This window comes from Rhizobium sp. BK529, from assembly GCF_014194105.1.
Classification (GTDB): domain Bacteria; phylum Pseudomonadota; class Alphaproteobacteria; order Rhizobiales; family Rhizobiaceae; genus Rhizobium.
Genome location: NZ_JACIAU010000001.1, coordinates 938,677 through 954,040, shown reverse-complemented (window position 1 = coordinate 954,040; position 15,364 = coordinate 938,677). Strand labels below are relative to the sequence as shown.

Here is a 15,364-nt window from a genome sequence, read left to right as displayed (position 1 = left end):
GCACACTCATCGTCGATCAACCGACGCAGACCGAGCACGTGGTCCGCGCCATCTTCGGCATTACGCTCATTGAAATGAGTGGCAGACCCGCGATCCCTCGTGCTCGCCGGATCTCCTGGTCAATTCAATGTCTGACCAACCGGGAAAGCCTCTGCTTCAGCAGGTATGCCGTGTCGAGAACGACTGATGCCATGCTCCAGGAGCCTCTCTTCCGAGCTATCAATTGGTGGGTTACGCCGAGCAAGTTCTCTTGAGACATGCCCCTCGCAATAGCCGCGGCCCCAAATGGGTGGCCCAGCAAATTCGCATCTTCCTTCAAGATTTCACTTCGAAGAACGCGCAAGCCTGCCAGTTTCGCGCAGGCCCTTATGTAATCCGTCGAAGGGCGCATGTTGAAAAAGGACGGATTGAGCATGTACTCGACCTTTGCCCTGGCAAGTTCTTCCGAGGAATAGAGATTGTTATTGATCGCTATCTCGGCAATCTCGTCCGGAGATTTCACAAGGTGGATCCAGGGCCATTTGACGAACTCACCCATATGGTGACCACCGGGCGACTGCCAAAGCGGCGATGCGAGAGAATATATGATGCCACCCTTGCGCGCCACTCGCGCCATTTCGGAGAATGCCGCCTCCACATTGGGGACGTGTTCCATCGTCGCATAGCAGTACACGAGATCGAACGATTCATCTGCGATCGAACGCATGTTTTCCGCGCTCTCGCAGAGATATCTAACTTTCGGATGCAAGAACTCGCTTCCGACTTCTTCGATTACATCAAGGCCCAAAACCGACTTGGCCCCAAACTCGACAAAATATGAACAATCGTTGCCGGTGTTGGCCCCCACTACAAGCACATCCGGATGCCTGATCGTCAGATGCTTCCATGCAGAAGCTGCGTTGTGCCTGTTGTAATCCATCCATTCCCCTTACCCATTAGAAGACATTGCCATTCATGAGAAAGCCAATACACAACAGTAGTTTGGTGCTTTCAACGAGCGATCGTCGTGGAATCCAAAGCTCAAATCGGCGGGAAGACGAGAGGGAAACTGAAACGAGGAGGAAGCAAATCCTCGATCCAATATTTCTAGCGGAAGGCTCCGACATGATGACGCCCCAAGCGTGGGAGATATATTATGTCATGACATGCTTTCGGTCTTTTCTCTGTCCGAACATGCACCAATGAAATAGGGATTTCAGACTGATGAAAAATTCGTCTCCAATGAGCGCCATATGTTGAACGAAAGCTTCAATCAACTGCTGAATATATTCTGGCTTCGGCCGGAGACCGCGCTCTGGCGATACCTAGATATCAAAGCAATGCGCGACTTTGAGTTCGCTGGCCGCTCGCTCGACTTCGGGTGCGGTGACGGTTTGTTCTCTTTCATCAGGGCCGGTGGACAGTTCGATCCGCTCTTTGATGCTTTTCAGAAGACCGCCAATCTTGATCGCTTCTATGAGAAAATCGACGTATTCGACGCCTACGATGGCAGCTACACGCCGTTGGTGATCAAACCACCTGGTTACCAAATCTCTGTCGGCTTCGATCATAAGCCAAATCTGTTGAAAAAGGCGGCCGGATTGGGTCTTTACACTGAGACGGTGGCCGGCGACGGCAACGAGTCTCTGGCTTTTGAGGACGAAAGTTTCGATACAATCTTTTCTAACATCGTCTACTGGCTGGAAGACCCAGCGAAAGTACTTGACGAGCTTTCTAGAATACTACGACCCGGCGGGCGGCTGTGCCTCATGCTGCCAAACGCGACGCTTCCCGAATATAGCTTCTTCAACCGCTTATTTGCACAGACTAAGGATCCAGCATGGAGTTGGCTTGACGGAATTGATCGTGGTCGACTGAGCGACAACATCAAACAGTCTGCCAGCGACGAGCAGTGGCGGCACCTTTTTGATGCCTCGGGATTGAAAGTACATCATCACTCTCAACACCTGTCGAAACACATCATTCAGGCTTGGGATATTGGCTTCCGGCCAATGTTCCCCGCGTTCCTGAAAGCTGTTGAAGCCATCCCCGCCGACAAACTTGCTGACGTGAAAACTGAATGGGTGGAATCCCTGAAGAGATTCGCCGTACCATTTGCCGCTACCGAGGTCCGCGATAATCCCGCCAACGCCTTCCACTGCTACACCCTCACAAGGTAGCGGTTACACCAATCGGCTTGCATACAGGTGTGCTCAGATCAAGCCACCTTTCGAGCGGCTTGTTCTTTGTAGCGGGAATAACACAGCGGCCCCGGCTACGAGATACGGAGTCCAGGATCACGCGCCCGATGGCGTCGGTCTCTAATCACCACATCAGCCCAACAACCTTCTTGCGCCTATAGTCACCAAAACTAGAGGCGTGATCTATGACAATTTCAAGCGAGACAAATCGGTCCGGCCCCTATAGCGGGGACGGCACCACCACGGCCTTCGAATACAAATTCAAGATCCTTGAACCTCAACATCTGCAGGTGATCCACACGGATGCCTCAGGCACGGATACGATCCTTGTACTGGATGCCGACTACTCAGTAACCGGCGTTGGCAATGATGGCGGCGGCAGTGCGCTCATCACCCGTGCCCCCGCCAAAGATAGCCGGATAACGCTGTTGCTGGACGTGCCTTTTACCCAAGAAACCGACTTAGAGAACCAGGGCGCCTATTACGCCGAGACCGTCGAGCAGGCGCTCGACCTGATCGTGATGCGGCTTCAGCAACTGAAGGAACGGGCGGCCCGCGCCATTACCATTCCACCGAGTTACGATTCCGCGACCATCGACCAGCTTATTTCCAATGTGCTGGCGCTGAGCGACAAAGGAGCAGCCATCGAAGCCGTCGCGGCTGTGGCACAATATCTGAAAACGATCGCCGATATCGCTGATGATATTCCAGCCGTTGCAGACCTGACGCAGATTGCCACGCAGAAAGCGAGCGAAGCTGCGCAATCGGCGATAGCCGCCAATACAAGCACAAATCTCTCGGCCGCCTATGCGACCAATCCCGAGGATGTCCAGATCCCGGGCACAGGCGGTCTTTTCTCCTCCTTTCACTGGTATCGAAAAACACTCGCACTCTACGGTTCGGTTGCCGCCGGCATCGCCGGAATGTTTCACAGCTCAGCCGCAAAAGCGGATATCGCGGATAGCGACGAATTCGCTATGGCTGACAGCACCGACGGCTGGACCCTGAAAAAGGTCCTGGCGAGCAGTGTTGTCAAATATGTCTGCGTTGCCACCGGCTTTGATTTCTTTACAGGATTTATCCCGGCCTACGCCGGAGTTGCATCTGTAACCATCGGCCCAGGCGTTGGCTGGTTTGGCGGCAAGAAGCACCAGACCGCTATTGCCACGCCTAAAACGCTTGCTCAGCTCCTCGATACCGGATCTATACAGCCATCGAAGACATATTTTCTCTATGCCATCAGGAAGACAACAGACGGCACGACGGATTTCATGATGTCGCTCTCGACATCAGAGTCAGGTGTCATCAAGCCGGCCGGCTGGGAATGCCTGTCCGGAAGCCGCGTTGGCCTAATCCTCACCAACGCATCGGGAAACGTCGTCCCATTCTGGCAGACCGGCAATGAGGTCAACACCGATACCTACGCGTGGTTCGTCGCCAACACCAATGTGCAGGGCCTGGCAATACCGAGCAATATCCCCGTGGGATTGAGCGTCGACGTTTCGGTCCTGATCGACACCGTTGTCGCAGCCACCGGGCAGGATTGCATCGGAATCATCTCGGATGCTGCCGTCGCCAACTACACCTCCAGTGCCGCCCATCAGGTGCGGTGCCGGTCACGCTCGGGCAATGATTATCCCGATCAAAGCGCGGCTGCGGGTAAGGCACGCAGCAATGTTAATGGCCAGCTCTGGAGGTACGCTGCGGTGACGAGCACGGCCGCCGCAGCCTCCTTCTTCGTCTGCGGCTGGCATGACTACACCTGCAGGAGGCTCTTTGCATGACAACTGTATACGTTCGCTACGATAGCGCTGGGACGATCCTTGAAATATTCACCCGCGATCAGCCCAATTTGGATCTCACCCCTCATGACGACCAAGAGCCTGCAATCGCAAAATACCTCCGCGACCCCACGGGATCGGAAGATCGCTTCCCCACCCTCCGGAAGTGGCAACTCTGGCTCGCCGCGCTCGAACTGGGACCGCCGATTTTCAAGGCGGATGTCTTGGCCACGATCGACAGCATGCCGAATATGTCGACCAAGGACAAAGAAACCGTCCGCATCATGATCGACGATGCGCAGGAATATTCCCGTGAAGACCCCCGCATCGATCTGCTCGCTGTGGCCATGGGCATTCCGCCGAACCAGATGGACGACTTATGGAGGTGGGCGGCCCAGATCGAACCTGTGTGATTCCCACGTGCGTGAGCAGCAGGCGGGATCGGCTCGTCCAGCCGGTCCCGCCTGGGGATCACAACGGCAGCGGCCTGCCCGTCTGCTCGGCCATCATATACTCGGCATACCAGTCCGGCCAGTTCTCGTCGTGCTTTCCGCCGTTGCGCTTCTCGTGCTCGCCATGTGCAGCGGCCGCCCGGCGAAGCCCTGCGGCAAGGTCTTTCGCCGTGCGGAAAGCGGCGAGGTCGGAGGTGATCCGACCGGGCAGGCGGGTGGTGATTTCCTGGAAAAGCCAGCCATTGCCGTCAGGGTCGCTGAAGGCCGCAAAGGAGCGGTAGCTGCTGCGGTCGGGATCGGGCCCGCTGACCCGGCGCCGGCCGAAAAGATAGGGCACATCGGGCCCGCTATAGACCTCGCCTTCAGGATGAAAGACCTCGCTGACCTCGACACCGCGCTCCCGGAGCTCCTTTCGTGCCGCCTCGATATCGGACACGATGAGATAGAGGCCCTGCGCGGAGCCGGGTGCCGCCGGCGTCACGTTTTTCCCGAAGATGATGGATGCATTCGAGCCCGGAGGGGTGAACTGGATCACCCGGTAGTTATCATCAGAGGAATAATCGGCATCGAGGCGCCAGCCGAGCCCGCCGTAAAAGGCCTTGGCCCGGTCGACATCCGAAACGGGCACGACGATGATCTCCAGTTTCATCTCGCTCGTGCCGTTGCCGGTCATAGTGCTTGCGCTGCTCATGATCTTCCCCCTCTCATCGTCACGACGATGGTGATGTTGATGATGATGGCGATGCGGCGAATGCATCGCCCGCGGCCACTCTACCACGTTGCGGGCCGGTAATCGCTGTTCACCCTTCTCGCGGCATCGCCTTGATGAAATCGATGAAGGCGCGCAGCGGTGCAGGCACCAGCCGCCGCCCGGGATAATAGAGGAAGGGGCCGGAAAAGCTTTCCCACCAGTCCTCCAGCACCGGCTCGAGCGCGCCGCTTTTGAAATAGGGCCTGAGCCAGTCCTCGAAGGTGAAAACGACGCCGGTTCCGGCGACCGCCGCATCGATGGCGAGATCCGTGCCGCCGCCATTTTGGACGATCAGAGGGCTCGGCGGATCGACCCTGACGATCTCGCCATTGCGCTCGAATTCCCAGACCGGGATGGCGCGACCGGCAAACCGCCCGCGGATGCACGCATGTTGCAGCAGATCGCGCGGATGCTGCGGCCGCCCGTGTTCGGCGAGATAGGCGGACGATGCACCCCCGGCAAAACGCTGGCGGCGCGGGCCGATCGGCACGGCGATCATGTCCTGCTCCAGCCGCTCGTCATAGCGGATGCCAGCATCGCAGCCGCCGGCGATGATATTGACGAAATTTTCTTCCGTGACGATTTCCAGCCGGATATCCGGATAGCGCTTCAGAAACGGCGGCACGATGCCCGGCAGCACCAGCCTCGCTGCGCTGACCGGCACGTTGAGTTTCAGCGAGCCGGCCGGCCGATCGCGAAAATCCTTCACGAAGTCGAGCGCCGCATCGATCTCGCTGAAGGCAGGGCCCAGCCGCTCCATCAAGCCGCGGCCGGCCTCCGTCGGCACCACGCTGCGCGTCGTGCGGTTGAAGAGCCGCACCCCGAGCTCCGCCTCCAGCCGGCGCACCGCATCGCTGAGTGCCGAAGAGCTCATATGGCTCACCCGCGCCGCCTCGCGAAAACCGCCGGCCCGCGCCACGACGAGAAAGGCACTGACATCGCTGATCTCGGGCGACCCCAGCTTCATATTCCCAGCCCCTCGTTTATTGTCCTGAAATCCGGACGGCCCGTCCGGATTATAGCCGATTGTCCGGACAGCGATACAGGCCTATCTCCTCTGCGCCTTCAATCGGAGATGAAATCTCATGTCTACTGTCGAAAAATCCGGAACATTCAAGCTCGGCGACCGCGTGGTGAAACGGCTCGGCTACGGCGCCATGCAGCTTGCCGGCAAGGGTGTCTTCGGCCCGCCGCTGGATCGAAACGAAGCCATCGCCGTGCTGCGCGAAGCCGTCGAAAGCGGCGTCAATCATATCGACACCAGCGATTTTTACGGACCCTACGTCACCAATGAGATCATCAGGGAAGCGCTTCACCCCTATCCCGATGATCTCGTCATCGTTACCAAAGTCGGCGCGCTGCGTGGGGCCGACGCCTCCTGGAACCCCGCCTTCTCGAAAGAAGAGCTGACCGCGGCGATCCACAGCAACCTGAAAAACCTTAGCCTCGACGTCATCGAGGTGGTGAACCTGCGCGCCATGTTCGATGTGCATGGCCCCGCCGAAGGCTCGCTCGAAGCGCCGCTCACGGTTCTGGCCGAGCTGCAGCAGCAGGGGCTGATCAAACATATCGGCCTGTCGAATGCTACAGCAAAACAGGTGGATGACGGCCGCAGGATTACCGAGATCGTCTGCGTCCAGAACCAGTATAACCTCGCTAATCGCCATGACGACGCGCTGATCGACAAGCTTGCAGCAGAAGGCACGGCTTACGTGCCCTTCTTCCCGCTCGGCGGCTTCTCGCCGCTACAATCTTCAACGCTCTCTGAGGTCGCCACCCGTTTGGGTGCCACGACCCTCCAGGTGGCGCTCGCCTGGCTCCTGAAACGCGCGCCGAATATCCTCCTGATCCCCGGCACATCCTCGCGTGGCCACCTGCGGGAAAACCTCGCAGTGGCCGATATCGAATTGTCGCCCGAGGCGATGGCGCAGCTCGATCGCATTGCCGGTGCGAACGGCGCCTGACTCTAAGCCTGTCGCGAAGAAGGTTTTGCGATAAGCACGTGCCTAAGACAGAAGTAGGAACGAAACGCGGCGGATCGCCTGCCGCGCTTCACAGGCCACATCACGCTGCCACCAGTCCGTAGCTACCGCATCCGCAGATGCGGAGGCCTCTTGCTACATCGGTCGTCAGTGATTGAGCGCGCCAAGATAGCTGAGCCCAGCCACCACAAGACAGGCAAAGCTTCCGGCCATCAGGCCCGCGTGAGGATCCCGATCTCCGCCCTTCAGGTCACGAATGATGAAAAACGCAAGCAGGCTAAATATCAGAATGACGATGGCAGTGCCTAGGACGCCGCTGCTCCAGGCCGTCGTTCCATCCTGATAATCCGGCGCGTGCGCGGCGATTGCGAAGGTAACGCAAAGGCTGCCGGCGAGCGCGAGCGCGGCCAGCAGGACAAGGCTGCTTATCAGTCCATCAGACATCTGCGCGGCGCGGGCGACATTTCGCGGCGGATAGAACCTCATCCGATAGCGATAGGCTGCGATGGCGCCAACCAGGGCGATAATGAAGAGGTGAAGCCAACTGGCTGCTAGGTAGGAGGCGAAGGATGCATTAGTATGCGTCGGATCCACCAGCCACAGGCAGAAGGCAGACAACAGCGCAACGACGGGAACGCCGATCAGCGCATAGATGAAGACGCGCCACGGTTGGCGGCCGCCTTCAGGAAGCATCAGGCTCCAATGCATGGCTCCAAGCCATGTCGCAATCACCGCAAACCCAAAAACTACCGGCATCGATATCCTCCCAATCTAAAATAGAACCGCGCTCCCCGGCCGCTTCGCATAAGACGGAGCAGGTCACGGATAAACCGCCGAATTTCACGCAAACGTAAGGAAACGCCGCCCGCAGAACGCCAGCAAAAAACCATTATTCAATCCACGGCTGAAAATCCAGAGAGATGCGCGCGAATTTTCTCGCGATCCACGAGAGCCAGGGACAAAAATCGACCCGGCAAAGCCTCTCCGCTACGCTCAGCCATTGAGATGTTTGAGCATGCCGAGATAGGCGAGCCCGCTCATCGCGAGCGCGACAACGGTTCCCCCCATCAGCCCGGCATAGGCGTCCCGCTTTCTTCTAGCAAAACGAGTGACGAAAAAGCCGATGAGCGCGAGGATGACGATTAAAAGAGTTCCGCCAAGGAACTCTCCCAAGAAGCGGCCTGTCCCGCCCGGATAATCCGGCATGCGCCCGCCCGCCGTCACGCTGACACAAAGGAAACTGACGAAGGAGAGAATGACCAGCAATGAGATGCTGTTCTTCATGCCGGCAGACATATGGGCCGCCCGATCGGCTTCGTCAGGCTCGTAGTGCGTAAGACGAAATCGATAGACTGCAATACCGGTCACCACTGCGACAATAGCCAGCCCGTATAACCTGTCCGCGACGAAGGCCGCCGCCGTGGCATTGGACTGCCCCGGATCGCGGAACCAGACCAGCAGAACGCAGGCGAGATAGGTGGGCCAGGCGCCGATCAAGGCGTAGACGAAAACCCGCCACGCCTGCCTGCAGCCTTCCGGCAGCATCTCGCTCCAATATTTCGCCCCCAACCATGCGGCAAACATCGCAGCCGCAAAAACCCCAGGCATCGCTCCCCCTCCCTCGATTTATAAATCAACCCTTCCGCACCTACCCCTGTCTCTCGGCCGAACGGGAGAGAAGCCATGGATATGATGTCGGACTATGACGTCTGGTCGCGCAAACGGCGCCAGCAGGATGCGGCCGCAGCGAGCAGCGTTATTCAATCCTCGGATGAAAATCCAGATGAGGTTGCGGATAATCTTAATTTCGCGCGGGAGTTCGCAGCAACTACAGGAAACCTTATCCCGCCCCTGCCGATGGTCAAGGATAACCGCGACCCTCTGCAACGGTTGATCGATGACGTCCGCAATAAGAAGATCCTCTCCTCTTCACCGCGCCTTGCGCGCTGGCTGAGTGAAAATGCAGCAACGGCACCGCTAGCGAAAGACGATCTTCACAACCTTTCAGCTTTGGAAAGGCTGGCGCAGACGAATCCGCAATCGCCCGCTCGTCAACCTGCCGTCCTCCCGGTGCCGCTTGCAGTTCCCTTCTCTCGACCGCCAGCAAGTCAGCCTGCGTGGCCAGACAAACCTTTTGCGGAGTCCACTACTCCAACAGAGATGTCAGCGACGCAAAAGCGGAAAACCGTCGCTCAAAACTGGTCTGACAATGCCGATCGCCTCGACGCACTTGACAGTTTCCTAAACGGAATCGCCCCCCTTGAGCGCGGGAGGTGGATGCCTGCTACTCCACCGCCGGACAATGACACACCAACGCCGGGGTCATTTGCCGATTGGCGAATCGGACAGTGGAACTCCTTACTTCGTGGCGGCTATGGCGTAGCCCAGATATTCAATCAGTATATGATGGAACAGACTGAGGCCCGCGCGCGGGACCGCAAAATGAGTTTCAATGAACTCCTTGAATCGCAACGTGAACCAATCGTTACACGGCAGGGGAAAATCATACCCCCGCTCTCACCGGTAGAATATTTCTTCGCAAGTACCCGCTGGCTCGACGCTCGGTATGCAGACCTCATCAAAACTGACGACGAGGCGAGTTCGCAGGAATATGCTCAGGCGCTAGGGAAGAACATCGCGGCCATAAAGGCACTACCTAAATCGGCGATGGCGACGGCCGCCGAAAATGCGATGTTCGTCGATGGAGCGGGTTTCCAGGAGACAATCAATAATATCGGCGCTGCAATCAAAGCAAATCCCACCGGTGTTCTAGCCTGGGTTTTGGAGACGACAGGTGAAACCGCCCCTCAAATAGCTGCCGTTACGGCAGCCACGGTCGCAACCCACAATCCGGCGATCCCATTTATCGTCGCGCGCGGCGCGACGTACGTGACCGAACGCTACACGTCACCGGCAGATTTCTTCGAAAAAAAGGGCTTTGATCTCACTAAGCCCAAAGATATCGAGCGCCTGCTGCATGACCCGGCCGTGCTCAAAGAAGCAAGCGAAAGAGGTGTTATTCGCGCCCTGACGGTCACTGCATTCGATGCAGTCTCAGGCGGACTGGCCGAGAGACTGGGGGTTGGCAATCGCGTTGGTCAACTGGCCGTGGACACCATGCAGGCAGCGATCACCAGCGGTGCCGGTGAATTAACGGCACAAAAACTCGCAGGTGATGATACAGACTGGAACAAGGTTCTCAAGCAGAGCCTGTCCAGCGTAGGCACCCTCCCCGCCGATGCGGCGTTGACCGCCTTTGAGGCCCGGCGAGAGGGGCAAGACGCAGCGGCGGCCACTCCAGCGCTCACGCCCACAACCACCGCAGCGACAACATCTGCAGCTCTACCCCCCGCGGCTACGCCCGATACAGCTTCAGCCCCTGCAGTCATACCGCCAGCAGCTCCGGCCCCGACATCATCCGCAGATCCTGCACCTGTGACTACAGCACCCACAGTACCTGCAATAGCAGCACCCACGCCAGCATCACAGACAGCCCCACCAGAGACAGCTCAAGTTTCTACGGCCACAACATCAGCGGCCGCAACGCCTGCATCGTCCGCAACTCCATCACCTCCGGCCACAACACCCACGACGACAACGCCAGCGACTCCAGTTCTCGTGGCCACGACGCCTGTTGCTCCAACGATAAAAACCGATCGTAATCTAATACAGAGCATTTCCAAGGCATCGGCAAACTCGTTGCTGCGCAGCCGCTCTGACGGTGAGTTTTATCGCCTTATGACCGCCATGCTGAAAGGTACCACTACCGAGAACCTTCACATCCCCGTCGATGGCTTGGCTGAACAACTCAAAACACACCGTACCGATCTGAGTAAATTTGCCGCCAGCACTCGCGGCATGAGCACTCATGATGTGTTGGTGGCGTTGGCGACCGGCAGTGCCGTCAAACTTTCTGCAGCCGCCTATGCCACAGACCACGCTGGCGGAAAGTTCGATGCATTCCTCCAGGAAAATTCAAGCTTTGATCCCCGCACCCCGACGACCTCTGAAGCAAAATCGCCACGGCTCTTTGAGCAATCCAATGCTTCCAATCTGAGGGGCGAGCAGGCCGATGCGTATAACCGCGCGCTGAATCCGCGGGCCAACCCCGCCTTCTCCTCCCCCATCATCGACCGTGCCGCTGAACAACGAATTCACAATCTCGCAGTGTTGCGCTCTGCCATCGCCGGACATCCTGCCGAGACCGTATCCCATTTCGCCATGAGTCATTCCGCCTTCACGTCCGCCTTGGCGCACTCGGAGGGCCGCAGCCTCGATGAATATCTGAAGCTCTATCCGCAGCCCTGACCGGCAAGCGATTTCCCGAGGAATTCAACTTGAAAAATCCGACCAATCGTTCCGTCGACACGACAACCCTGTCCGCCCAACCTCCATCTGGAAACGCGGTGATGAAGGCCAATAACCTCACATCCGGGACGTCGCCGCGGTTGTTCCGAAACCCGGCGGTCTCACCCGACAGCCCACTCCGTATCCCCGCCGGCACCGAGACCATCCTCGACATCTTCCGCAAGCCAAATTTCTCCGCGCTGCTGCAAGGAGCGAGCCGCCATTTCCTCGATATCATGCAGGACATGGCGGGCCGTGGCGTTCGCGCGGCCGGCGAAAGTTTCGCCCATCTCGAAAGCTGGTGGCGCGAGGAAGCGAAGGCCGTCGCAGCTGATGGAGTGCGCGCCAAACCCGGCGTCAAGATCACTGCCAAGGACGTGCTCGCAGCGCTCGATCGCGGCACTACCGGCAATCCCCGCAAAGACGCGGCAGTCGATGCCGCCATGCAATCCTTCTTTGCCCGCGCCGCCGAAACCTATCTGATCGAGGGCAAGGCGCCTTCACTCGATATGCGCGGCGTCTTCGAGCAGTTCCACGACTGGTTACTGTCGATCTACCGCCGCCTCGTCGCCCTCGATGTTTCTCTCGCCCCAGACGTCGCCGCCATCTTCTTCCGCATGCTCGCCTGCGACACTGCGATCGAGATGGCCCAGCAGGATGTCGGCGGCGATGAGCCCGTCTTTGCCAATGCGCAAGCCGCCGGCCTGACGCAGCCGCACTACGATCGGCTGCTGAAGCTGCGTGCGCTCGCCTCCCAGGAAGCAAAAGCCCGTCTTCTGCGGCAGATGATGGAGCCGATACGGCGAGAGAGGCGAAAGGCTTACAAGGTGGAGAAGGCTGCCGTGCGGCGCGCGGTGGAGAAGGAGATTGAAGCCACCGGCCTCTACCGCGCCATCGAATGGATGGCCAACAGCCGCTGGCTGGATAAGGAAAATCCCGCACCATCCGGTGACATCCGTTTCGACAAGGCAGCCCTTGAGGCGCGTTATGGCGCGGGCATTCTTGGCGCTTTGCCCCGCGGCAAGCACTCTCTCTATGCCGATAACGGCGGGCTCGATCCGGATATCGTCGCCGATCTCTTCGGCCTCGGCTCCGGCGATGAGATGGTGGCGGCCATGGCGCTGGCGCCGAGCCGCGACGATGCGATCACCTTCGAGGTCGAGCGCGTCATGCTCCAGCGCCATGGCGACATGCTGATCGATGGTTCCGCCGAGGAACGCGCAATCGCGGCCGTGCATAATGACAGGCGGGCCGAATGGCTGGCGGCCGAGCTTGCGGCCCTCATCGAGGTTGCCGGCTCAGGCGACGGGCTGACGGCGAGTGAGGCGAAGGCCTATGCGCTCTCGGCAACCGCGGGCATGGAGGTGGCCGATGCCATGGACGGCGCGCGCTTTCTCGCGGCGGGCCGGCGCACCGCCATCGAAGCAAACAGGCTGGGTGACGAACTGGCGCAGGATGAGGCCTGGCGCGCGAGGGCAAGCCGAAAGGCTGCCGGCGATGCAGACGCCGCCCCTCACGGACATGACGAACGCGTCACCAGGCTGATCACGGCCAAGCGCCGCCAGCTTCTCAATCACGCGATCTATGCCGAAAGCCTCGACATTATCGGCAAGGTTGAAAAATTCGAGGCCGAAGCGGAAAGCCTCGCAAGCGGTCCCGCGCGGGAAAAACTCGCCGCAGCCGTCCTTCGTGACAATGGCCGCATCGATTACCTCGGCGCGATCGATGCCCTGCTCGACCGCTACGGTCTCAGCGGCCGGGCAGATCGTCAGGCCGGAGGTCAGACGGGCGGACAGGATGGTCCGCGCGTCGCCCTCAGAAACTATAGTCTCGCCATGAAGTCGGCAGGCCGGGAAAACGAGCTTGCCATTCCCGATAGTGTGCTGATCGGCTCCGGCCGCCAGTCCTATAAGGAGATCACGCTGGAGCGCTTCCGCGCCGTCATCGCGGCGCTGAAGAATCTCGAACATGCGGCAAGGCGCGCCGGTAAGCTGATCGATGCAGACCATGAAGCCGATGTCGAGCAGATCGTTGCGAGCCTCATCGGCGCCGTGAAAAGGCCGCGACCACCTGGCCCGGCCAAAGACGAACGTACTCCCCTCGATCCGACCCGGGCGATGGATGCCCTGCTGCTTGAGCTCGACACCGCCGCCGCCGGCCCAGCCCACCGGGCCATCAAGGCGCCGATTGATGCCGCCGCAAACCGTCTGGCGCTGCGCAAACAAAAGGCCGCCGCTGATCTGGAAGCGCTCTACGATGTCTATTCCGGCGAAGAGCGCCGCCAGATGGCGAGCCGCCGCTATCTTCCGGCTCTCGGCCAGTCCCTATCGAAATGGGAGGCCATCGCCATTGCCCTGAATGCGGGCAACGAGGCCAATCGCCGGCGCCTGACGGATAGCCGCATCGAAGGCGCCCTGGACGAAGCCGGACTCGCCGCGGTGCTCGCCTCGCTCGATGCGCGCGATGCCGGCTTCGTGCAATCCGTCTGGGATTATCTCGCCGCCTTCGGGCCGGATATCGCCGCGCGCGAAAAGCGCGTGACCGGCATCGCGCCGCAATGGGTACAGCCCCTCTCAGTCAGCATTGGCGGCAAGGTGCTGAAAGGCGGCTATTATCCGCTGGCCTATGATGCCGCCGATGCCGCCCAGGACCTCGCGCAGGCCCTTGCTGCCGGCCGTTTCGTCAAATCCGCGACCGAGGCCGGTCATGGCCGGTCCCGCGTCGACCTCGCCGCCCGGCCGCTCGATCTCGACATCGCCGTGCTGCACCGGCACGTCAATCATCTCATCTACGACCTGGAATTCAGCGAACCGCTCTCGAATGCAAAGCGCCTGCTTGACGATGTCAGCCTCAAGTCGGCCTTCGAGGAGACCGGCCGTAGCGCCGAACTGGAGATCCTGCAGGCCTGGCTGAGCGAAGAGGCTGCCGGCGAATTGCGCTCCGCCGATCGTATTGGTCGCATGGCTCGCCTGACGAGAAAAAATGTCACCGCCGTCAACATGGCGAATGATCTGGCGGCTGCGTTCTCGCGCCGCTCTCGGCTCGCCGAAATCATCGCGGCGGCAGGCAGAGGCGATTTCGCGGCCGGGTTGCGAAATGCCTCCCGGCCCGGCATCGTGGAGGAGATTGTCAGCCGCTCGCCCGTCATGGCCCAGCGCCGGCACCAGCCTTTGCCCGATGCCGGGACGGCATGGGAGAGGATGGCCAATTGGCTTGCGCAGACGCTGCAATATCGCCTTATCGATATACCGGCGTGGCTCGCCCACTATCACAAGGGCCTCACCCAGCGCGGCACGGACGAAGCGAGCGCCATTGCTCATGCAGACGCGTGCATGAAACAGGCGATAACGGACCCCTTCAGCCCCGGCAGAAGCGAAACCCTGCGGCTTTTCACGTCCCTCGGCTCGCATCTCGCCGCGAAGTTCGATGCCGCTGCCGAAGCAGCGGATGCGGCCACGGCCGCCCGGCAGGGCATCTCGCTCGCCATGGATCTGACCGCGCTCGCCATGACGGATATGATGTTTGCCGCCGCCATCGGCGGGCAGCATAAAGACCCCACATGGCCGGCCTTCCTGGCACAGCAGACCGGCTACTCCGTCATGGCCGCCCTGCCCGCGATACGCGACTCAAGGGGTCCATCTGCCGGCGCCGATGGCGAGGTAAGAGCACTTGCAAATGCCATCCGCTTGTCAGGCGACGTAGACATCGTCCACCAGCATGTAACCGATATCCTCGCCGCCACCGGTCTTGCTGCGGCAGAACCAGCCGACGAGATTGCCCGCAAGGTAGATGCCGGCCTAAAGCAGATCGGTCAGCCATGATTTTCGATTTCAACTCTTCGTTCCCTATCCATGATGTCAAACAAGGAATG

Annotated in this window: 11 protein-coding genes; 6 read left to right on the top strand and 5 right to left on the bottom strand. The window is 59.6% G+C overall.

Annotated features, from left to right (window positions below):
- Positions 1-124: 124 nt before the first annotated feature.
- Complete coding sequence (locus FHX08_RS04720) at positions 125-919, bottom strand: class I SAM-dependent methyltransferase (protein ID WP_184326894.1); 795 nt, start codon at positions 917-919, stop codon at positions 125-127.
- 313 nt (positions 920-1,232) lie between these two features.
- Here FHX08_RS04720 and FHX08_RS04715 point away from each other — a divergent pair, with 313 nt between their 5' ends.
- From FHX08_RS04715 to FHX08_RS04705, 3 genes are all read left to right on the top strand, one after another.
- A complete protein-coding gene (locus FHX08_RS04715) occupies positions 1,233-2,159 on the top strand; it encodes a class I SAM-dependent methyltransferase (RefSeq protein ID WP_132654120.1) in 927 nt (308 codons plus the stop codon).
- Between the two features lie 206 nt (positions 2,160-2,365).
- A complete protein-coding gene (locus FHX08_RS04710) occupies positions 2,366-3,964 on the top strand; it encodes a hypothetical protein (RefSeq protein ID WP_132654119.1) in 1,599 nt (532 codons plus the stop codon).
- Complete coding sequence (locus FHX08_RS04705) at positions 3,961-4,374, top strand: hypothetical protein (RefSeq protein WP_132654118.1); 414 nt, start codon at positions 3,961-3,963, stop codon at positions 4,372-4,374. The genes FHX08_RS04710 and FHX08_RS04705 overlap by 4 nt, the downstream gene beginning before the upstream one ends.
- Positions 4,375-4,432: 58 nt before the next feature.
- Here FHX08_RS04705 and FHX08_RS04700 read toward each other — a convergent pair whose 3' ends face one another.
- Entirely contained in the window at positions 4,433-5,104 is a 672-nt protein-coding gene (locus tag FHX08_RS04700) for a VOC family protein (protein WP_132654117.1), read from the bottom strand.
- A gap of 109 nt (positions 5,105-5,213) precedes the next feature.
- Entirely contained in the window at positions 5,214-6,131 is a 918-nt protein-coding gene (locus FHX08_RS04695) for a LysR family transcriptional regulator (RefSeq protein WP_184326893.1), read from the bottom strand.
- A 118-nt stretch (positions 6,132-6,249) separates the two neighbouring features.
- Here FHX08_RS04695 and FHX08_RS04690 point away from each other — a divergent pair, with 118 nt between their 5' ends.
- Positions 6,250-7,128: an aldo/keto reductase family oxidoreductase gene (locus FHX08_RS04690; RefSeq protein ID WP_184326892.1), complete on the top strand. Its 879-nt coding sequence runs from the start codon at positions 6,250-6,252 to the stop codon at positions 7,126-7,128.
- A 165-nt stretch (positions 7,129-7,293) separates the two neighbouring features.
- Here the strand turns inward: FHX08_RS04690 and FHX08_RS04685 are convergent, their stop codons facing one another.
- Positions 7,294-7,902 (bottom strand): hypothetical protein, encoded by a 609-nt coding sequence (locus FHX08_RS04685; protein WP_132654114.1) that lies wholly within the window; start codon positions 7,900-7,902, stop codon positions 7,294-7,296.
- A gap of 237 nt (positions 7,903-8,139) precedes the next feature.
- A complete protein-coding gene (locus tag FHX08_RS04680; protein WP_132654113.1) occupies positions 8,140-8,754 on the bottom strand; it encodes a hypothetical protein in 615 nt (204 codons plus the stop codon).
- 75 nt (positions 8,755-8,829) lie between these two features.
- Here FHX08_RS04680 and FHX08_RS04675 point away from each other — a divergent pair, with 75 nt between their 5' ends.
- A complete protein-coding gene (locus FHX08_RS04675) occupies positions 8,830-11,454 on the top strand; it encodes a hypothetical protein (protein ID WP_184326891.1) in 2,625 nt (874 codons plus the stop codon).
- Positions 11,455-11,555: 101 nt separating this feature from the next.
- Entirely contained in the window at positions 11,556-15,314 is a 3,759-nt protein-coding gene (locus FHX08_RS04670; protein WP_132654109.1) for a hypothetical protein, read from the top strand.
- Positions 15,315-15,364: the final 50 nt, after the last annotated feature.